Annotated in this window: 22 protein-coding genes; 13 read left to right on the top strand and 9 right to left on the bottom strand. The window is 55.5% G+C overall.

Annotated features, from left to right (window positions below; genetic code table 11):
- Nucleotides 1-80 precede the first annotated feature (80 nt).
- Nucleotides 81-365 (top strand): M23 family metallopeptidase, encoded by a 285-nt coding sequence (locus tag ACFOZ5_RS11720; RefSeq protein WP_379887489.1) that lies wholly within the window; start codon nucleotides 81-83, stop codon nucleotides 363-365.
- Between the two features lie 45 nt (nucleotides 366-410).
- Here ACFOZ5_RS11720 and ACFOZ5_RS11715 read toward each other — a convergent pair whose 3' ends face one another.
- Entirely contained in the window at nucleotides 411-644 is a 234-nt protein-coding gene (locus ACFOZ5_RS11715) for a hypothetical protein (protein WP_379887488.1), read from the bottom strand.
- Nucleotides 645-693: 49 nt separating this feature from the next.
- A complete protein-coding gene (locus ACFOZ5_RS11710; RefSeq protein WP_379887486.1) occupies nucleotides 694-1,629 on the bottom strand; it encodes an AraC family transcriptional regulator in 936 nt (311 codons plus the stop codon).
- 186 nt (nucleotides 1,630-1,815) lie between these two features.
- On the opposite strand from ACFOZ5_RS11710, the gene ACFOZ5_RS11705 reads away from it, so the two are divergent.
- The gene (locus tag ACFOZ5_RS11705) at nucleotides 1,816-2,901 is read left to right on the top strand and encodes an aldo/keto reductase (protein WP_379887484.1); all 1,086 of its coding nucleotides are present in this window, start codon (nucleotides 1,816-1,818) and stop codon (nucleotides 2,899-2,901) included.
- Between the two features lie 205 nt (nucleotides 2,902-3,106).
- Here the strand turns inward: ACFOZ5_RS11705 and ACFOZ5_RS11700 are convergent, their stop codons facing one another.
- The gene (locus tag ACFOZ5_RS11700; protein WP_379887482.1) at nucleotides 3,107-4,213 is read right to left on the bottom strand and encodes a GGDEF domain-containing protein; all 1,107 of its coding nucleotides are present in this window, start codon (nucleotides 4,211-4,213) and stop codon (nucleotides 3,107-3,109) included.
- Between the two features lie 172 nt (nucleotides 4,214-4,385).
- Nucleotides 4,386-4,787: a DUF1330 domain-containing protein gene (locus tag ACFOZ5_RS11695; protein ID WP_379887480.1), complete on the bottom strand. Its 402-nt coding sequence runs from the start codon at nucleotides 4,785-4,787 to the stop codon at nucleotides 4,386-4,388.
- Nucleotides 4,788-5,003: 216 nt separating this feature from the next.
- On the opposite strand from ACFOZ5_RS11695, the gene ACFOZ5_RS11690 reads away from it, so the two are divergent.
- From ACFOZ5_RS11690 to ACFOZ5_RS11680, 3 genes are all read left to right on the top strand, one after another.
- The gene (locus ACFOZ5_RS11690; RefSeq protein ID WP_379887478.1) at nucleotides 5,004-5,246 is read left to right on the top strand and encodes a type II toxin-antitoxin system Phd/YefM family antitoxin; all 243 of its coding nucleotides are present in this window, start codon (nucleotides 5,004-5,006) and stop codon (nucleotides 5,244-5,246) included.
- On the top strand, nucleotides 5,243-5,506 hold the full coding sequence (locus tag ACFOZ5_RS11685; protein WP_379887476.1) for a Txe/YoeB family addiction module toxin: 264 nt from the start codon (nucleotides 5,243-5,245) through the stop codon (nucleotides 5,504-5,506). The genes ACFOZ5_RS11690 and ACFOZ5_RS11685 overlap by 4 nt, the downstream gene beginning before the upstream one ends.
- Nucleotides 5,507-5,617: 111 nt before the next feature.
- Nucleotides 5,618-6,019, top strand: a complete 402-nt coding sequence (locus tag ACFOZ5_RS11680; RefSeq protein ID WP_379887474.1) for a GFA family protein — start codon at nucleotides 5,618-5,620, stop codon at nucleotides 6,017-6,019.
- A gap of 165 nt (nucleotides 6,020-6,184) precedes the next feature.
- Here ACFOZ5_RS11680 and ACFOZ5_RS11675 read toward each other — a convergent pair whose 3' ends face one another.
- Nucleotides 6,185-6,649, bottom strand: coding sequence for an SRPBCC family protein (locus ACFOZ5_RS11675; protein ID WP_379887471.1), 465 nt, complete (start codon nucleotides 6,647-6,649; stop codon nucleotides 6,185-6,187).
- 309 nt (nucleotides 6,650-6,958) lie between these two features.
- Between ACFOZ5_RS11675 and ACFOZ5_RS11670 the strand changes: the two genes are divergently transcribed.
- Together ACFOZ5_RS11670 and ACFOZ5_RS11665 are read left to right on the top strand one after the other, a co-directional pair.
- Nucleotides 6,959-7,237: a type II toxin-antitoxin system RelE/ParE family toxin gene (locus tag ACFOZ5_RS11670; protein WP_379887469.1), complete on the top strand. Its 279-nt coding sequence runs from the start codon at nucleotides 6,959-6,961 to the stop codon at nucleotides 7,235-7,237.
- An 11-nt stretch (nucleotides 7,238-7,248) separates the two neighbouring features.
- Complete coding sequence (locus ACFOZ5_RS11665) at nucleotides 7,249-7,563, top strand: HigA family addiction module antitoxin (RefSeq protein WP_379887467.1); 315 nt, start codon at nucleotides 7,249-7,251, stop codon at nucleotides 7,561-7,563.
- Nucleotides 7,564-7,727: 164 nt separating this feature from the next.
- Here ACFOZ5_RS11665 and ACFOZ5_RS11660 read toward each other — a convergent pair whose 3' ends face one another.
- Nucleotides 7,728-8,039 (bottom strand): hypothetical protein, encoded by a 312-nt coding sequence (locus ACFOZ5_RS11660; RefSeq protein ID WP_379887465.1) that lies wholly within the window; start codon nucleotides 8,037-8,039, stop codon nucleotides 7,728-7,730.
- A gap of 136 nt (nucleotides 8,040-8,175) precedes the next feature.
- On the opposite strand from ACFOZ5_RS11660, the gene ACFOZ5_RS11655 reads away from it, so the two are divergent.
- The 3 genes from ACFOZ5_RS11655 (at nucleotide 8,176) to ACFOZ5_RS11645 (ending at nucleotide 10,945) form a co-directional block, all read left to right on the top strand.
- Nucleotides 8,176-9,066, top strand: coding sequence for a LysR substrate-binding domain-containing protein (locus tag ACFOZ5_RS11655; protein ID WP_379887463.1), 891 nt, complete (start codon nucleotides 8,176-8,178; stop codon nucleotides 9,064-9,066).
- A gap of 306 nt (nucleotides 9,067-9,372) precedes the next feature.
- On the top strand, nucleotides 9,373-10,464 hold the full coding sequence (locus ACFOZ5_RS11650) for a helix-turn-helix domain-containing protein (RefSeq protein ID WP_379887461.1): 1,092 nt from the start codon (nucleotides 9,373-9,375) through the stop codon (nucleotides 10,462-10,464).
- Nucleotides 10,439-10,945, top strand: a complete 507-nt coding sequence (locus ACFOZ5_RS11645) for a type II toxin-antitoxin system VapC family toxin (RefSeq protein ID WP_379887459.1) — start codon at nucleotides 10,439-10,441, stop codon at nucleotides 10,943-10,945. The genes ACFOZ5_RS11650 and ACFOZ5_RS11645 overlap by 26 nt, the downstream gene beginning before the upstream one ends.
- Before the next feature lie 147 nt (nucleotides 10,946-11,092).
- Here the strand turns inward: ACFOZ5_RS11645 and ACFOZ5_RS11640 are convergent, their stop codons facing one another.
- A complete protein-coding gene (locus ACFOZ5_RS11640; protein ID WP_379887456.1) occupies nucleotides 11,093-12,310 on the bottom strand; it encodes a GGDEF domain-containing protein in 1,218 nt (405 codons plus the stop codon).
- A gap of 87 nt (nucleotides 12,311-12,397) precedes the next feature.
- Here ACFOZ5_RS11640 and ACFOZ5_RS11635 point away from each other — a divergent pair, with 87 nt between their 5' ends.
- From ACFOZ5_RS11635 to ACFOZ5_RS11625, 3 genes are all read left to right on the top strand, one after another.
- Complete coding sequence (locus ACFOZ5_RS11635) at nucleotides 12,398-12,523, top strand: hypothetical protein (protein WP_379887454.1); 126 nt, start codon at nucleotides 12,398-12,400, stop codon at nucleotides 12,521-12,523.
- Between the two features lie 164 nt (nucleotides 12,524-12,687).
- On the top strand, nucleotides 12,688-13,359 hold the full coding sequence (locus ACFOZ5_RS11630; RefSeq protein ID WP_379887453.1) for a hypothetical protein: 672 nt from the start codon (nucleotides 12,688-12,690) through the stop codon (nucleotides 13,357-13,359).
- Nucleotides 13,356-13,673, top strand: coding sequence for a hypothetical protein (locus ACFOZ5_RS11625; RefSeq protein WP_379887451.1), 318 nt, complete (start codon nucleotides 13,356-13,358; stop codon nucleotides 13,671-13,673). Before ACFOZ5_RS11630 ends, ACFOZ5_RS11625 begins: the two co-directional genes overlap by 4 nt.
- Nucleotides 13,674-14,207: 534 nt before the next feature.
- Here ACFOZ5_RS11625 and ACFOZ5_RS11620 read toward each other — a convergent pair.
- On the bottom strand, nucleotides 14,208-14,792 hold the full coding sequence (locus ACFOZ5_RS11620; protein ID WP_379887448.1) for a hypothetical protein: 585 nt from the start codon (nucleotides 14,790-14,792) through the stop codon (nucleotides 14,208-14,210).
- Nucleotides 14,793-14,796: 4 nt separating this feature from the next.
- The gene (locus ACFOZ5_RS11615) at nucleotides 14,797-15,099 is read right to left on the bottom strand and encodes a hypothetical protein (protein ID WP_379887446.1); all 303 of its coding nucleotides are present in this window, start codon (nucleotides 15,097-15,099) and stop codon (nucleotides 14,797-14,799) included.
- Nucleotides 15,100-15,243: the final 144 nt, after the last annotated feature.

The raw sequence follows: 15,243 nt of genomic DNA, 5'->3' as shown, positions 1-15,243 counted from the left end.
GACCCGCCTGCGGCAGTGGGTGCTTTCACATCCACTGCTAGCCTTTGGTGGATGGGCTGGAAGACCAGCGGGTTCCAGAGATGGATCGCGACCATATGGCTGGTAACCATGTGGCCATCGATTGCGGTGGGTTTTTCGTCTTCCTGGCACACCTGAAACAGGGCAGTGTCGCTGTCACACCGGGAGACCCGGTAGAAACCGGTGATTTCCTGGGAGCGATGGGCAATTCCGGTAACAGCTCGGAACCGCACCTGCATGCCCAAAGGGGGCTGCCCGAGGGTGAAGCCCTCGCCGGCGAGCCGGTATGGCTTACCATCAATGGGCAGTTTCCGGTGCGCAATGACAGGTTGCGACCTGGTCGGTGAGGGCCGCCGGTGAACACCGTTGGCGCAGTCCGCTGATTGATGCCCTCAGCGCCCTGAATGACTCGCGTTCCACGTCGGAATTACCCAGAGCACCAGGGCACCGAACGCTACGCCAATCAAACCGATCAACACCAGCAGCAGGTTGCTGTTGTCCAGAAGGCCGCTCTGGTAGGCCTGCACGCCCTTGAGGCAGGCACTCAGCACCCACGGCGTAAACAGTATGAGTGCGCTCCAGCCCATAAACCGTTGGATTCTGCGATCATCGTTTTTGCTGCGCATATCGTCCTCCTCGACAGTGTGTGTCAGGACGTACTCTTCAGGTCCGACATCAGATCAGGGGAGTCTCAATTGCCACGCTTGATCGCATCACCGCTTTATCTCTGCCCGGTGGCGCCCCGAACAGCTTGCGGTAGTCGCGACTGAACTGGGACGGACTTTCGTAACCAACCTGGTAGCCCACGCTCGCCACCTCCTGGTCGCTCAGCAATAGCCGGCGGGCTTCCTGCAGGCGTACCAGCTTCTGAAACTGCACCGGCGTTAACCGGGTTATATTCTTGAAATGCCGATGAAATGACGCCGGGCTCATATTCGCCATAGCTGCCAGATCAGCCACCCGAAAAGGCTGGTGATAATACGTCTGCAGCCAGGCCGTTACCTGACCAATGCGGGCAGTCTCGCTATCCTTCAGGCCGATTTTCTGCAGGGCGGGGCCCAGCTGGGAGCGTAATATACGCCAGCAGATTTCTCGGCGGAGGAGAGGTTCCAGTACTTCGCGGTCGTCCGGTTGGTCGAGCAGCAGAAGCAGTCGGGTGACAGGATCGTACAAGTCATCCGGTATTCCAGCGGTAACGAACGCCGGTTGTCCGGGGGCCCGGTAAGCAATCTCCGGATGGCTGACCACCAGCTCGGAAATCATCACCGGGTCAATCGACAAGCTCAGTGCGAGATAAGGCTTATCGGAAGCGGCTTCCACAATGCGGGAGTTTACCGGCACATTGATGGATGCCAACAGGCACTCGCCTTCTCGGTAGTGAAAGGCTGACTCCCCAACTGCCGTCACCTTGGCGCCCTGCAGCACAATGCAGAACGAGGTCTGGTAAAGGGCCCGGATAGTACCGCTGGGCTCCCGTGCTCGGGTCAGGCGCAAGCCGTTAATGGCGTTCTCTGGTCCGTGGGTGAGCCATTGCTGTTCAACCAGATCGCGGAGCCTTTTCAGGGCACGGTTATTCGTTTGCGTCGGAACGGCATTGGGCTGGGCGGACATGGGAACCTCCTGTTCTGAGACGATCATAGGGCTTCTTGCGCTAAACGTCAGTACGCCTGTTTTCAGGTTGAGAGGATTGTGCAATTACTTGCGAGTTTTTGTCAGCCGGATTGGTCGAGTGGTCGCCTAGGATGGATATACGGCCCTGCAACCGCAGGTTTTTCCATAATGACGAGGTGATCGTTTATGACAACGCCCAACCTTCCCCAATCCAGCAATGATGCCCCTTTGCGTATGCGCACACTCGGCAATTCGGGCCTGTTCGTATCGGAACTGTGCCTGGGCACCATGACCTTTGGCGGTGGTGACGACATGTGGGGGCTGATCGGCCAGTTGCAGCAGGAGCAGGCCGATGAGCTGGTGAAAACCGCCCTGGAGGCGGGCATCAATTTTATCGATACCGCCAATGTTTACAGTGGCGGTGCCAGTGAGCGCATCGTTGGCCAGTCCCTGAAGAACCTGGGTGTCCGCCGTGAAGATGTCGTGCTCGCCACCAAGGTTCTCGGCCCCATGGGCGATGGCTCAAATGCCCGGGGAGCCTCCCGGGGGCATATCATGAACGAGTGCAGGGCCAGCCTGCAGCGCCTGCAAACCGACTACATCGACCTGTACCAGATCCATGGCTTCGACCCCGCCACACCCATCGAAGAGACCCTTGAGGCACTGAATACCCTCGTTGAGCACGGACATGTCCGTTACGTCGGCCTGTCCAACTGGGCGGCCTGGCAGGTGATGAAAGCGGTTGGCATTGCCCGGGCCCGCCATCTTTGCCCGATTCTCTCACTGCAGGCCTATTACACCCTGGTGGGGCGGGATCTGGAACGGGAAGTGATCCCCATGCTGGAATCCGAGAACATCGGGCTGATGGTATGGAGCCCCCTGGCCGGCGGCTACTTGTCCGGCAAGTACGAGGGGCCGGATGTGTCTGAGGAGAACCGGCGCGCCAGGTTTGATTTCCCGCCCGTTGACCGGGAGCGGGGCAGTGCGGTGATCGCCACCATGCGGGAAATCGCCGCAGGAAAGCAGGTCGGCGGCCAGTCCGTCAGCGTGGCCCAGGTAGCGCTTGCCTGGCTGCTGCACCAGAACGTCGTCACCAGCGTCGTTATTGGCGCCAAGCGTGGCGACCAGTTGCAGGACAACATCCGGGCCGCACAGGTCCGGTTCTCTGAGGACGAGCTGGCAGCCCTGGATGAGGTCAGTCGACTGCCGGCGGAGTATCCGGGCTGGATGCTGGAGCGGCAGGGTGAGTACCGGAAGCCCAGAGAAGGGTGATTTCGGGATCTAATGTGGTTTTTCCGGAGATGGAGTCTCCGGAGAAACCATAGTTTTGGAAGACGATTGTGAAACTATTTGCGGAACACACCTCAGCTCCATTCCTGCCAGAGCTTCCACAGCCTTACTTTATGTATTTGTTCGCTTCAAGTCGTTCAGGGGCGCAAGGCAGATCTCCTGACCAGTGAGGGCGTCGGTCCGCCCGTTAATCTTCGAAGCACACGATCGTGTCACGACCCGACGCCTTGGCCTGATAAAGAGCCATATCAGCCTGGTCGAGCAATGTCTGGCCCTCAACCTCGGGAGGCTGGCCTGTCGCTATGCCCATGCTGGCGGTAATGATTGGCGCCACGGCCGATTGCTCATGGGGGATGGCTGCGGTTTCAATATCGGCTTTGAGCCTCCGGGCAAAAGCGAGCGCTCCTGCCTGGTCGGTATCCTTCAGCAGAATGAGAAATTCTTCCCCTCCAAAGCGGTACACTTTGTCGCCGGATCTCAAGGCGGCTTCCCGGAGCAATGAGGCAATCGTTTGCAGGCATTCATCACCCTGCAGGTGGCCGTAGGCATCATTGAACTGTTTGAAGTAATCGACATCGAAAACAATGATGGAAAGGGGCGTCCCCTTGTCCCGGCAATCCCTGACCCGTTCCTCGATATCCTCATCAAGATGGCGTCTGTTCTGCAAGCCGGTCAATGAATCCGTTCGAGACAGGGCCGCCAGCTTCTTTGTCTTTTCGATGTTCACCATCCGCTCGCGCTCGTAGGCCCGCTCGAAGGTTGCCAGCAGCAGGGCCGTAAAGACAAAGAGCATGGGAATATTCACCATCCAGTCGAGAAACTGCTCCTCTGCAGACAGGGTTCGGAATAGCCCTGGTTGAAAGTGGTACAGGGAGATCAGGGCCAGATTCACGCCCAGGAAAGCGGCATTCAGGGCAATTCGTTCAATGCCAGCCAGCAGGAAATTAATAAGCAGCAAAGCGACAACCGAATACACCATGCTGGGCGACATCAGGCCCGCGCTTGAAAGCCACGAGGCCGGCAGTATGACCAGACTGAGCGTATAGACGCCAACCCGATGCACCAGTTCTGTCTTGATGCGTTTGATCGCCAGCAGGCCCAGCGCGAGGCAAAATCCGCTGATGGCCATCCATTTGTAATTAAAAGAAAAATCGAACCCGCTCGCCAGGTTGGCGAGGATCGTCAGAACCGCCAGCCCGGCAAAAAAGAACATGTAAAAGAGAAAGATTCTCTCTCTGACGGAATACCGCTGCTGGAAAGCATCCACCCAGGTTTTGTCGGTACTTCGTTTCAACGGAAACCTCAACAAACTGTTATCGCCGGCGGACCTGTCGGGGGTCCCGGGCTTGAGCGTACGAAGCTGCCGCCGCTATGGTGACAAGGAGCACGAAGACCCATGATAAATGAGGGTGTACTCCGTCACGAGCGGTTTCCGGCGGGCGGGGTTTCACTCACACCCGGACCGGTCAGGACGCCAGCATCGGCATCAGCCTGGAGTCCTCAATCGCCGCTGTCCGGTGGTGAACAATGGCCTTGTAGTCAGGGCTGTCGATCATCTTCAGGAACGCGTCCAGGGAGGGGTAGCGCACCAGCAGAACCTCGTCCCATTGCGGCTCCTCTTCCGGACCAATCAGGGTGCCGGTCGGCGCCCCCGACCAGACCAGCTCGCCGCCAACCGCGTGGATGCAGCGAATGGCCCCACGTCCATATTCCTGGTAGGCGTCACGGCCACTGACACCGGGCCGTGGTTCCTCGTAGTCCGCCTGCTCGCGGAACTTCAGCAGGTTAAGCATGACCACCGGTTTACCCTTCGGGGTTTTGGCCAGGACCTCGGAAATGGCTTTGGATGTGGGGTTTATTGTTTTCATCGTGTCGATCTCCGGTTTTGTCTTTTTGATGCGGTAGTTTAACCGGGTGGCAGCCGCAGGCGAACCCCGTCCAGGCCCTGTGGAACCTGTTGTCGAACCCACCTCCGCGGGCGTTCCGGCACACCGCATAGCCGAGCGTCATAAAAGGCGTTCGTCTTGACGTACGTACTTAAAGGCGTACTATTGGTGAAAAGTTACACACTCAAGAGGTGCGTCATGACCGGAATCACAGCAACTGAGGCGCGCAGCAACCTTTATCGGTTGATTGACGAGACCGCCGAGTCCCACCAGCCAATTGTCATCATGGGTAAGCGGAACAGAGCCGTCCTGGTTTCCGAGGAAGACTGGTCTGCTATTCAGGAAACACTTTACCTGCTCTCCGTACCAGGCATGCGGGAATCTATTCGTGAGGGGATGGACACCCCCGTGGATGAATGCGATGAGGAGCCGGACTGGTGACATGGAAGTTGGTTTATACCAGGCAAGCCCAGAAAGACGCAAAGAAGCTGGCCTCAAGTGGCCTCAAACCAAAAGCCCAGGAACTGTTAGCGCTGATAGCAGAAGATCCATACCGCAAGCCGCCCCCGTTTGAAAAACTCATTGGCGATCTTGCGGGGGCCTATTCACGCCGCATCAATATTCAGCATCGTCTGGTCTACCAGGTGCTGGAGGGCGAGCAAGTGGTCAAAGTCCTCAGGCTCTGGAGCCACTACGAATAATGTATAACCAGCCGCTGTTGCCGGACAATATTACCCACCACTGCGCGGTTCAAAAACTGCCGCAGAGCGTCGTTATGTGTGCGTCACTTACAGACCATAGAAGGGAATCCCATGACCAGGCATATTGGTTCTTGCCTGTGTGGCACAGTGAAATTCGAGGTGTGCGGAGACTTCGACAGTTTTTACCTGTGTCATTGTGAGTATTGCCAGAAAGATACGGGATCTGCCCATGCGGCGAATCTATTCTCGCAGTCAGCCAAACTAACCTGGCTGGCGGGTGCAGATGCGGTGACATCCTTTACGCTTCCAGGTACTCGCCACCACAAAAGCTTTTGCAGGACGTGTGGTTCAGCATTGCCAGGCACTCAACTGACCGGTTTGCTCGTCGTTCCCGCAGGGTGTCTGGACACTGAAGTCTCTGTGTTGCCAACGGCGCACATCTTCACATCGAGCAGAGCAGTTTGGGACGGGGCGCTTGGTGACGTGCCAGAGTTCGAGGGCCTGCCAGAGTAAGCCAGGATCATATAACCAGCGGCTGTTGGCGGACGGCGATACCTTTTCGGAAGCTGAGTTGGTTGGGGTAAAGGTTATTAATGACTAAAACCCTGCCAGAGCACGCTCCGCCAGATCTGCGCCGCCCCGGCCTTGCCGGTCGGGGCAGACGGGCTCGGATTTTTGCTAGCCGTTGTCGGGAATCTCCGGCTCAACGAGCCTGGCCAGTTGCTCAAGTGATTCCTGCCATCCCAGGTAACACATTTCCACCGGAATCATGGCCGGAATACCTTCCTGGGCAATACGGATATCCGTGCCACAGGACACCGATTCGAGATCAATCGTGACCGTCATTTCACCGGCCAGGTTAGCGTCATCAAAACGGTCTGTGTGGCGGATACGCTGATTCGGTATCAGCTCAACGTACTCCACGGTGAAGGCATGCTGGCTGCCGGTACCGAAGTTGGTGAACGACATCCGGTAGCCACCACCGGTGCGGGCATCCACTGCGCCGTGGATCTTTCCGGTAAACCCGTACGGAGGAAGCCAGCGCTCCAGAGCGCTCTGGTCCGTAAACGCCTTGTAAACCCGCTCGGCCGGGGTTCTCAGAACCCGGTGCAAGTGAACCGTGCCTGTTTCTTCATTGGACATGGTAGTCTCCCTGTTATCTCGTGGGTCAGTCAGCAGACCGCTGCAAATCGACCGGCTTCTGCGGGGGAATTCCGCAACGGATCTGCTCCTGCTCGGGTAGTCGGGTGAGGCTTCCCGAGATCGACACTGAAAAAAACGGGTGCAACGGAAAATGACACCGACACAGCCCTCCTCGTACCAGACCGCCGAACACAGGAGACGCCACCTGCCGTTCCTGCCTGGTTGCGCGCCGTCTGACGATTGCCTTCCTGTCGAGGCATGAGAATAGTAACGCTTGACGTCATTAACGAGGCGCGTCATTATTAACCCATGATCATATCGTTCAGATGTAAGGATACTGAGAAGCTGGCAAGCGGACGCCGCGTCAGATGCTTCGTCAATTTTGAGCGAGTTGCCTTGAGGAAAATTCGGCAACTCCAGGCTGCGAGCCAGTTGGATGATCTTAAAGTACCGCCCGGAAATATGTTGGAGCCATTGCATGGTGACCGCCAAGGGCATCACAGCATTCGAATCAACAGGCAGTTCCGGGTTTGCTTTCGCTGGACCAAGGCTGGTGCGGAAGATGTCGAAATTGTTGATTACCATTAGGAGGGTAACTCATGCGAAACATTGAAGCTGTAACGCCAGGCGAGTTACTGAAGGAAGAGTTCCTTGAGCCGATGGGCCTTTCTCAATATCGCCTGGCTAAAGAGATTGGGGTGCCTGCCCAGAGGATCGGCCAGATTATTGCTGGAAAGCGTTCGATAACCGCAGACACGGACCTTCGACTTTGCCGCTTCTTTGGCTTGTCCAATGGCTACTGGTTGCGAGCTCAGGCAGCCTACGACACTGAAATTGCAGAAGAGGCTCTTCAGGATCAGTTGAAGAATATTCGTCCGTGGAGTGCTATATCCGGAGTCGGGCACAGCGCCTGATCAAACGGAAGAAAACGTCGCATGACTACGGAAAGTCAAAACCCCATTATCATCTATGAAGACGCCGACAAGACCGTCGAGGTGAGGCTGGACACCGCCCAGGAAATCACTGGATCAGAGTGTGTTTGGCGCCCGCCTACCCCAGTGTGGAGATCCCGCAGCACCTAACTCTTTTCTCGCGCCTTGCGGCAGGCCTGCAGCGCCTTCAGGGCATCAATTTTCAGTGGGAGTGCAAGCGCCCACTCAATGTCTGATCGGTTGACCCCGATATCCGACAGAATCCGATCCTCCTCCCTCAGCAACGGCACAAACAGGCGCCGGAAGTGGTGTCTGCGCCGGAAGATCCTCAGCCAGAACGCAACGTTTTCCAGAAAGGCCAGTGGCGGCGTTGCCGGCATATAGAGATCAAGCTCGGGTGGCTTCACCGGGGAATCCGGGCTCAATTGCGGGCGTTGAAACTCTGATTGGTTGCCCATTTGAAGTTCTCCTTACCCGTTATGGAAGAAGCCCGGCGGGTCTGCCGGGTACGTTTCTCAAGCATGCAATCTCACTTTTGATCAGACAAACGAAAAGATTTAACATCTGGGTTAAGAAAAACTGAAAGGTAAGCTTATGGACCGTTCAAATCCGGTGATCAGTCGTGAAGCCCTTCCCCTGCTGGATACCGATGTGCTGAGAAGTTTCGTGGCGATTGCCGAAAGCGGCAGTTTTACCAGGGCTGCCAAGCAGGTTTTTCGTACGCCCTCGGCGCTGAGCATGCAGATCAAACGCCTTGAGGAAATCCTGGGGCATGTCCTGTTCGTGCGGGAAGCCCGCCACGTGCGGCTGACGCCTGAAGGTGAAGTGTTGCTGGGCTATGGCAGACGACTGCTGCGGCTGAATGAGGAGGCGATACAGCAGTTTCTCACGCCAACCCTGGAAGGCCGGGTCAGTTTTGGGACCTCGGATGATGTGGGTAGCCGTATCCTGCCGGGGGTGCTCGCGCAGTTTGCGCGGTCCTGGCCGGCGGTGCAGGTAGACGTGATGGTGGGCTCAAGCCAGCAGAACCTGGACCGTCTGGATGCCGGGGACCTGGATATGGTGCTGATCACCATCGGAAACGAGGGCCAGCAGTGGCGGGGGGAAGTCGTACATACGGAACCTCTGGTGTGGGCAGGGCGCGAAGGAGGCATCGCCGCCAATCGTTCACCCCTGCCTGTGTCTCTGGCGAACCATGGCTGTGCCTGGCGCCGGATGGCCCTGAATGCCCTGGATGAAGCCCATATGTCCTATCGCGTTGCCTATACCTGCGACAACTGTTTCGGCCAGGAGGCAGCCATGCTGGCGGACCTGGCGGTAGCCCCTTTTCCGGCCAGCCTTGTGCGGCCACCCATACGGAAACTGGACCGGGAAGGCCTGCCGCCGCTTGGGGACTACCAGATCGCCCTTGTGCGTAGTGGTAGCAGTCCGGTGCATGATGCCCTGGCCGGTCACGTGAAGGAGGCGTTTGCTGATTTGAGGTGAAAGGGGCTCGGTGCCTTGCAGAATAACTGCCCCCCAGAAAATAAATCTGTCCCGGTTTCGCTGCTAACCGACCCGCAGGCGCAGCCCGGCCGCACTGACCCTGCTGGTGGCCGAATCCGGTCCGGCCAACAAGGAGACTATGGATCGCCTGACCACGAATATGCTTGTAAAGAAAAACGGGTAAGCGACGCTGAGACGTAACCGCGGGGTCCGTAAATTGTCTGATTTCCACAGGCAGAGGTTGACGTATGTTTGATAAATACTAAAATTGTCAACCATTCCTCATCCATTCTAAGGAATAGAACCATGTTGCATGACCGACTGCGTCGTGCGCGTGTCCTGAAAAATATGTCCCTTCAACAAGTTGCCGATCAACTGGGGGACATCTCCAAACAGGCTCTGTCGAAATACGAACAGGGCAGGGATGCGCCCAACTCCACCCGTCTGATCCAGCTTGCGGATGTGCTGGAAGTGAATCCGGAATATTTCTTCCGCTCGGACTCTGTGGAGCTGGGGGAGGTGGATTTCCGGAAACACTCAGCGTTTGGCAAGAAACAGCAGGAAGCCGTCAAGGAACAGGTGCGGGAGCACCTCGAGCGATACCTGGCGGCGGAAAACCTGTTCGAAACCGGAACCGGGGATAAAGGCTTTGCACAATGGCAGGAACGCTTTCCGGTGTCCAATGTTAGCGATATTGAAAAGGCTGCTGAAGACCTGCGACAGGCGTGGAACCTTGGCACCAATCCCATCGCCAACCTGACCGAAACCCTCGAAGAGAACGGCATCAAAGTGGTCGGCCTTGAGGCTCATGAAAAGTTCGATGGCCTCTGCGCTGTCGTCAACAATGGAGCCGATGCCGTCATCGTCAGCAACACCGCTCGCCCTGGCGAGCGGCAGCGCTTCAACCTGGGGCACGAGCTGGGCCACCTGGTTATGAGCCTGCCGGCAGACGTCCATGGCACCCGTGATGAGGAGAACTGGTGTCACCGGTTTGCCAGCGCGTTCCTGTTCCCCAGAAAGCAGGTCAGGGAGATCTTTGGCGAGCACCGCAAGCGGGTATTGTTCAATGAATTCCTACTGGCGAAGGAAGAATGGGGGATCTCCATCCAGGCCATCCTGCGGCGCCTTTACGATCTCGGAATCGTTCAGCAGCGCTTCTATCAGGATACTTTCCGGCAGTGGTCCATGAGAGGCTTCAGGAAGAATGAGCCAGCACCACTGAAGCCGGAAAACTCCTATCGACTCCGGCAGCTGGTGTACCGCGCGCTTGCCGAGGGACTGATAACCCCGTCCCGGGCAGCCGAACTACTGGGCCAAAGCCTGGAAGAAATCGAAGATATCATGGCCAACGGACAGGCGGGTGAAGGCAAGGATGCCAGCGAAAATTCTCGTTTCTGATACCAATATCTGGATCGACCTCCATCGTAGTGGCCTGCTCGAAACAGTGTTTGAGCTTCCGCACCAGTTCGTAACCACGGATTTCGTATGGCGGGAGCTGCGTAAACCGCCCGGTCAGCAACTCACAGAGCTGGGGCTGACCATTGAAACTATCGATGGCGAGCAGACCGCTACGCTGTTTCAGCTCCGTCAGTCCCTGAACAATTCCTCCCTGGCGGACGTCTCCTGCTATTTCGTGGCCAGGGAGATGGGCTGGACACTGCTGACCAACGACGGTGCACTGAGGAGGTCCGGTCGCGAAGCTGAGCTGGATGTCCGGGGCGTGTTGTGGATTCTTGATGAACTGGAGCATTGCGACATATGTTCAGGTTTCCGGCTGGCGGAGGCTCTGGGAGCGATGTTGGACGCTGGTGCACGATTACCTGGTACTGAATGTCGGCAGCGTCTAGGTCGGTGGGGCACTCAGGTAACAGACCAGTAGCGGTGACCCCGCGTAGTGTATGGGGTACGGGCTGCATTGTTTGGCAACGAGGAAAAGCTGAGTGTAAGCTGAGCCGCCAACACATGCGGGTGTGACCTAATGCTGAGCTTCGAGTCTAACTTAGGGCAAATGGGTGTCCCGGTTTCTCTATGTCTGCTCACGCGGCATCAGGTCAGTATGCAACCCCTGGTGCGCTGTTGTCAGATCGACAACCCGGTTGCGACCCTGTTTTTTGGCAGCGTAAAGCGCATTATCAGCACGGTGCAGCACCGCACTCCAATCACTGTCACCCGCACAGTAATGGGCCACCCCGAAACTCGCTGAAAGGGTTACGCTGATATCATCATTAAGCGTAATCTGAGTTGCTTCTGTCGTTGCTCTGATTTGCTCCGCAACCTGTAGTCCTTGTTCGGTATTGTTGTTAGGCAACAGTAAAACGAACTCTTCGCCACCAAAACGCGCCACCACATCGTGCTGCCGTATTCTGTCTTGGAGAATGGCAGCAAAGCGCCTCAACACCTCGTCACCGATATGATGGCCGTGCTGGTCGTTTATTTTTTTAAAGTGATCCAGGTCGCACATGATAATGGCGAAAGTAGTCCCCGAACGCAGCGCACGGCTGAACTCGATATCACAACATTCGTCGAATGCCCGCCTATTGTAGATCCCCGTCAAAGGGTCAATGCGAGCTATGTCTGAGAGCTCATCCTGCAGCTCATCGGAAGACATCCATATAGTGCAAAACGATGACAAAATAACCAGAAACTCACCGGCAATAATCGCCAACGCACTAAGAAACCCGGCATTCATGAAATCATCAGGCGGTATTTCATAAAACGACCAAATGAAACGGAAGATAAAGAAGGCGCCCACCAGCAAAAACATAGCGATAAGCATTCTGGCGACCATCCGATTATGGATTTCACGGTGTTGCAACAACCCGCTGGCACCAATAAAACAGGCCGCTGCAAAGACGATAGAGAAAGCCTGTATGCGCAGGTTTACATCTGGCGTATGAAAGGTATAAAAATACATGACTGCTGCAAGCAGCACCACCAGTATTGGGCTCAGCCAACGCTCAAAACGCAGAGAGATACCGATAAATTTAAAGAGTCCTCTGTAGATCAGCACTACACCGATAACGATCGCGATGTTGGCAAGCACGATGGAGGCGAAATCATGAATAAAATGACGTAGGCCGAGCAGCACACCGCCACCACCAATCAGGAAATAACCGGTACCTATGGTTTTTATACCGGAGAACTTGGGATGCTCTCTTGAATAGGCAAACATGCCCAGACCGAACACCAGGCTAAAAAGCATCAATGTCAGGCTGAGGGTGCGAAAATCGAGCTGAATAGACATGGGCTTTCCTGTAAACGTACGCCAGCAGCGCCCAGCGCCTTATAAAGGCGCAGTGTAGCCTTTAATCCGGCTCCATGCAGCTTGTGAATGGGGGGCTATCGCGGCACGGAGCTCACCTCGGGGCGCCAGATCGCCCTGGTGCGCAGTGGCAGTAATCCGGTGCATGATGCCCTGGCCGGTCACGTGAAAGAGGCGTTTGCTGATTTGAGGTGAAAAGGGCCCGGTGCCTTGCGGAATAACTATCCCCAAAATAAATCAGTCCCGGTCTCTGGTTTCACCCTGACTGCCCCAGCATTGCGTTGTCGACCCCTGACCCCTAGAATAATTTTGTGTTGCAGGATAGCAACGCCCAACCCTCTACAAGGAAGTGACATCCTATGCGAACCGTCGAGCTATCCCGTTCCCCGGAGACGCAGCCACTTGGCCCTCTTCAGGGCATATGCTGCATTGCCCCAGGCGAGTCAATTTCCGGCACTCTGTTTTTTGGCGGCGCAGGCATTGATGGCAGCTATATTCAGAGCATTGTTTCGGAAATGCACGATGCCGGCATTGAGAGTGCTGTCTTCGTAGACCGGGATAAATGGTCTGGTGGCACCGTGCTTGATGCGCTGGTAGGCGTCCGCTTTGCCAGGGAATTCGATCCCAATTTCCCGCTCCTGTTACGGGCCAACTCCCGGCCTGCCGAGCAATTCAATCTGGTCGGTTACTCCTATGGTTCCCTGCTGGCTGCTCAGGTCGCAGCCAAATATGGCCTGAAAGGCACGACCGTCTACCACCTGGTCCTGATCGGCGCACCTATAAGCCAGGCCTTCCTGAATCTTCTGAGGAAAGCCCCAGCTATCAAGAAGATTATAGTGATGAACCTCGACGAGCACGGCGACCCCATATACGCCGGCATGCCTTACCATGAAGTTGCTTCATCCTCTCCGTTACTGGGGTACCAGATGACCCGGCAGGAAGGCCACTTTTATTATTCCGTGGATGGCGAAACCGGTAAGCGGAGGCACGGGGAATTGGCCAGGTATCTCTATGAACAGGGTTTGAGATGACATCACAGAAAGCGGACACCAAAACCGTACTTGCTGGCCTGCTTCTGGGCTGGCTCGCTGTAGGGGGGATGGGTCTGACCAACGCCTTCGTGTTCTGGGCAAATTGGTCGTTCATCGTGTCAGGCAACGGTGCTGGCGTATTCAGCGTGGTGTTCTACGTCTTTGCCTTGATGCTCACTGGGGTGGTCTGGTCAATCTCGTTCTGGCTCTACAGGAACAAGGCTTTGGCGATTCTGTACTGGCTTGTCTGCCTGGCACCGTTGCCGGTTTTCCTGTTCTTTCCCGTGTGGTTTCAGGCTCCAAGCCTGTCGTAACCACTATGAACTATAAAGAGTTTTCAGAGGCCTGTCGGCCCGTCCCAGATGAAGGTCAACGCCTTGAGGTTATTCAATTTGATATGTGCAATTGCAATTCCAGTCACAGCTCTGGCCAGTGATCAGGGGCGAAACTTGAGGGAAGTTATTGACTGGCTGATGTTTTCTACCTAATTTGTGGAGAAAAGTTTAGGAAGTTCGCAGCGGAAACGACGGGCCCAGCTCCTATGGAGAAAACAGATCTGAAGATCATGTAGCCAGCCTCCCATAGCCGATCATCCGGAGGGTGAACTTTCCACCGAAAAGCTGCGACAGCTGATTGAGCTGAAGTACCACAGCCTGGGTGACGCGGCCCGAGAACTGGGCCCGGCAGGCGAGATCCGGGAGGTCTTTGTGGGGTTTCAGCAGCACCTTTACTGATGAATGGCTCGACCCGTGAGCCGGCTGGCTCTGTTTGCACAAAATACAAGAAAACGGAAAAGTACCGGGATCCGAAGATAGAATGGCCTTATCCCATCCGCTTTCTTGAAGTGTCTACTGCGAATTCATAGGCGGTTCTTCCAAGGTGCTTAAATATTGCGAGGCTTGCTCAAACCCTTCGTCATCGAAGTGTTCATGGAGTATGTAGCGGAGTTTTGGGTCTTCACAGTGAGCCGGATTCCGAACCCATACGTCGTTAAACAACGCCTTGCGGATATTGAGTACGCGGTTTTCACACTCGGTGAAGCCTGCTTCCCGGAATCGGTGTTCCCAAACGGGATTGATGAACCAATTGCCAGCTACGATTAGAAAAATCCCCAGGAACATAATGCCTGCCAGAGCGCTCTGGATTTTCAAAACAATGCGTGGGAGATCGCATTTCAATATGTCTTTGAAAAGAAGGTGGATGTTTAGGATAAGCAGTATCGGGAGGAGCCCTACCCACATGAAATACAAAGAGTTCATCTGAGTACTGAAAACAATAAGTTCGTTTTGCTCTTGGATCTGAGCTTGCCAGTACTCGATTTCTCTCTTGTAGGTGAAGTGGGTTAGTGCACCTACTCCTAAGATCATGCCATTCGTAATAAGGCCGAGCAGCATACGATTCTGAGGGACAGGCCATTCATTATTGCTGGGCATGTATTTACCTGATATTAAAAGGAGAAAAACTTCTGAGGAAGTCGTCAACTCGCTGTTTTACGAGATTTACAGTTCCCTCCACAACGACTTCGCTAGCGGATTTCATAGTGCAGTAGGCTGCATCCTCCGCTCTCTGAACTTGATAGTCGAAATAGGCTTTCGGATTGCCCAGTAATGATATTGAACGATGGAAGATGGCGCTGGCGTCTTCAGCAAACTTCCTGACGTCACTTGGTGTAATGTTCATCAGCACGTAGCCGACGCCCAAGGCAATGACAAAGCCTGCAGCGCTAGCTACGACTGCCATGCCTGTAGCTGCAGCTAGTCCTGCACCTACGAAGTAGCCTGGGTAATCCCCCCATTTTTAGCGGGGTTCAAAAGTAGACCTCAGGCCATGATGGCCAACTTCTGTTGAGGAGTAATTCCCCCGAGTCCCATATTGGGTCGTTCG

Origin of the sequence: Marinobacter lacisalsi (assembly GCF_042651045.1) — a bacterium.
In the GTDB taxonomy this organism is placed as follows: domain Bacteria; phylum Pseudomonadota; class Gammaproteobacteria; order Pseudomonadales; family Oleiphilaceae; genus Marinobacter; species Marinobacter lacisalsi.
The sequence above is the reverse complement of the archived record's forward strand: the minus strand, read 5'-3'. Positions and strand labels throughout refer to the sequence as shown.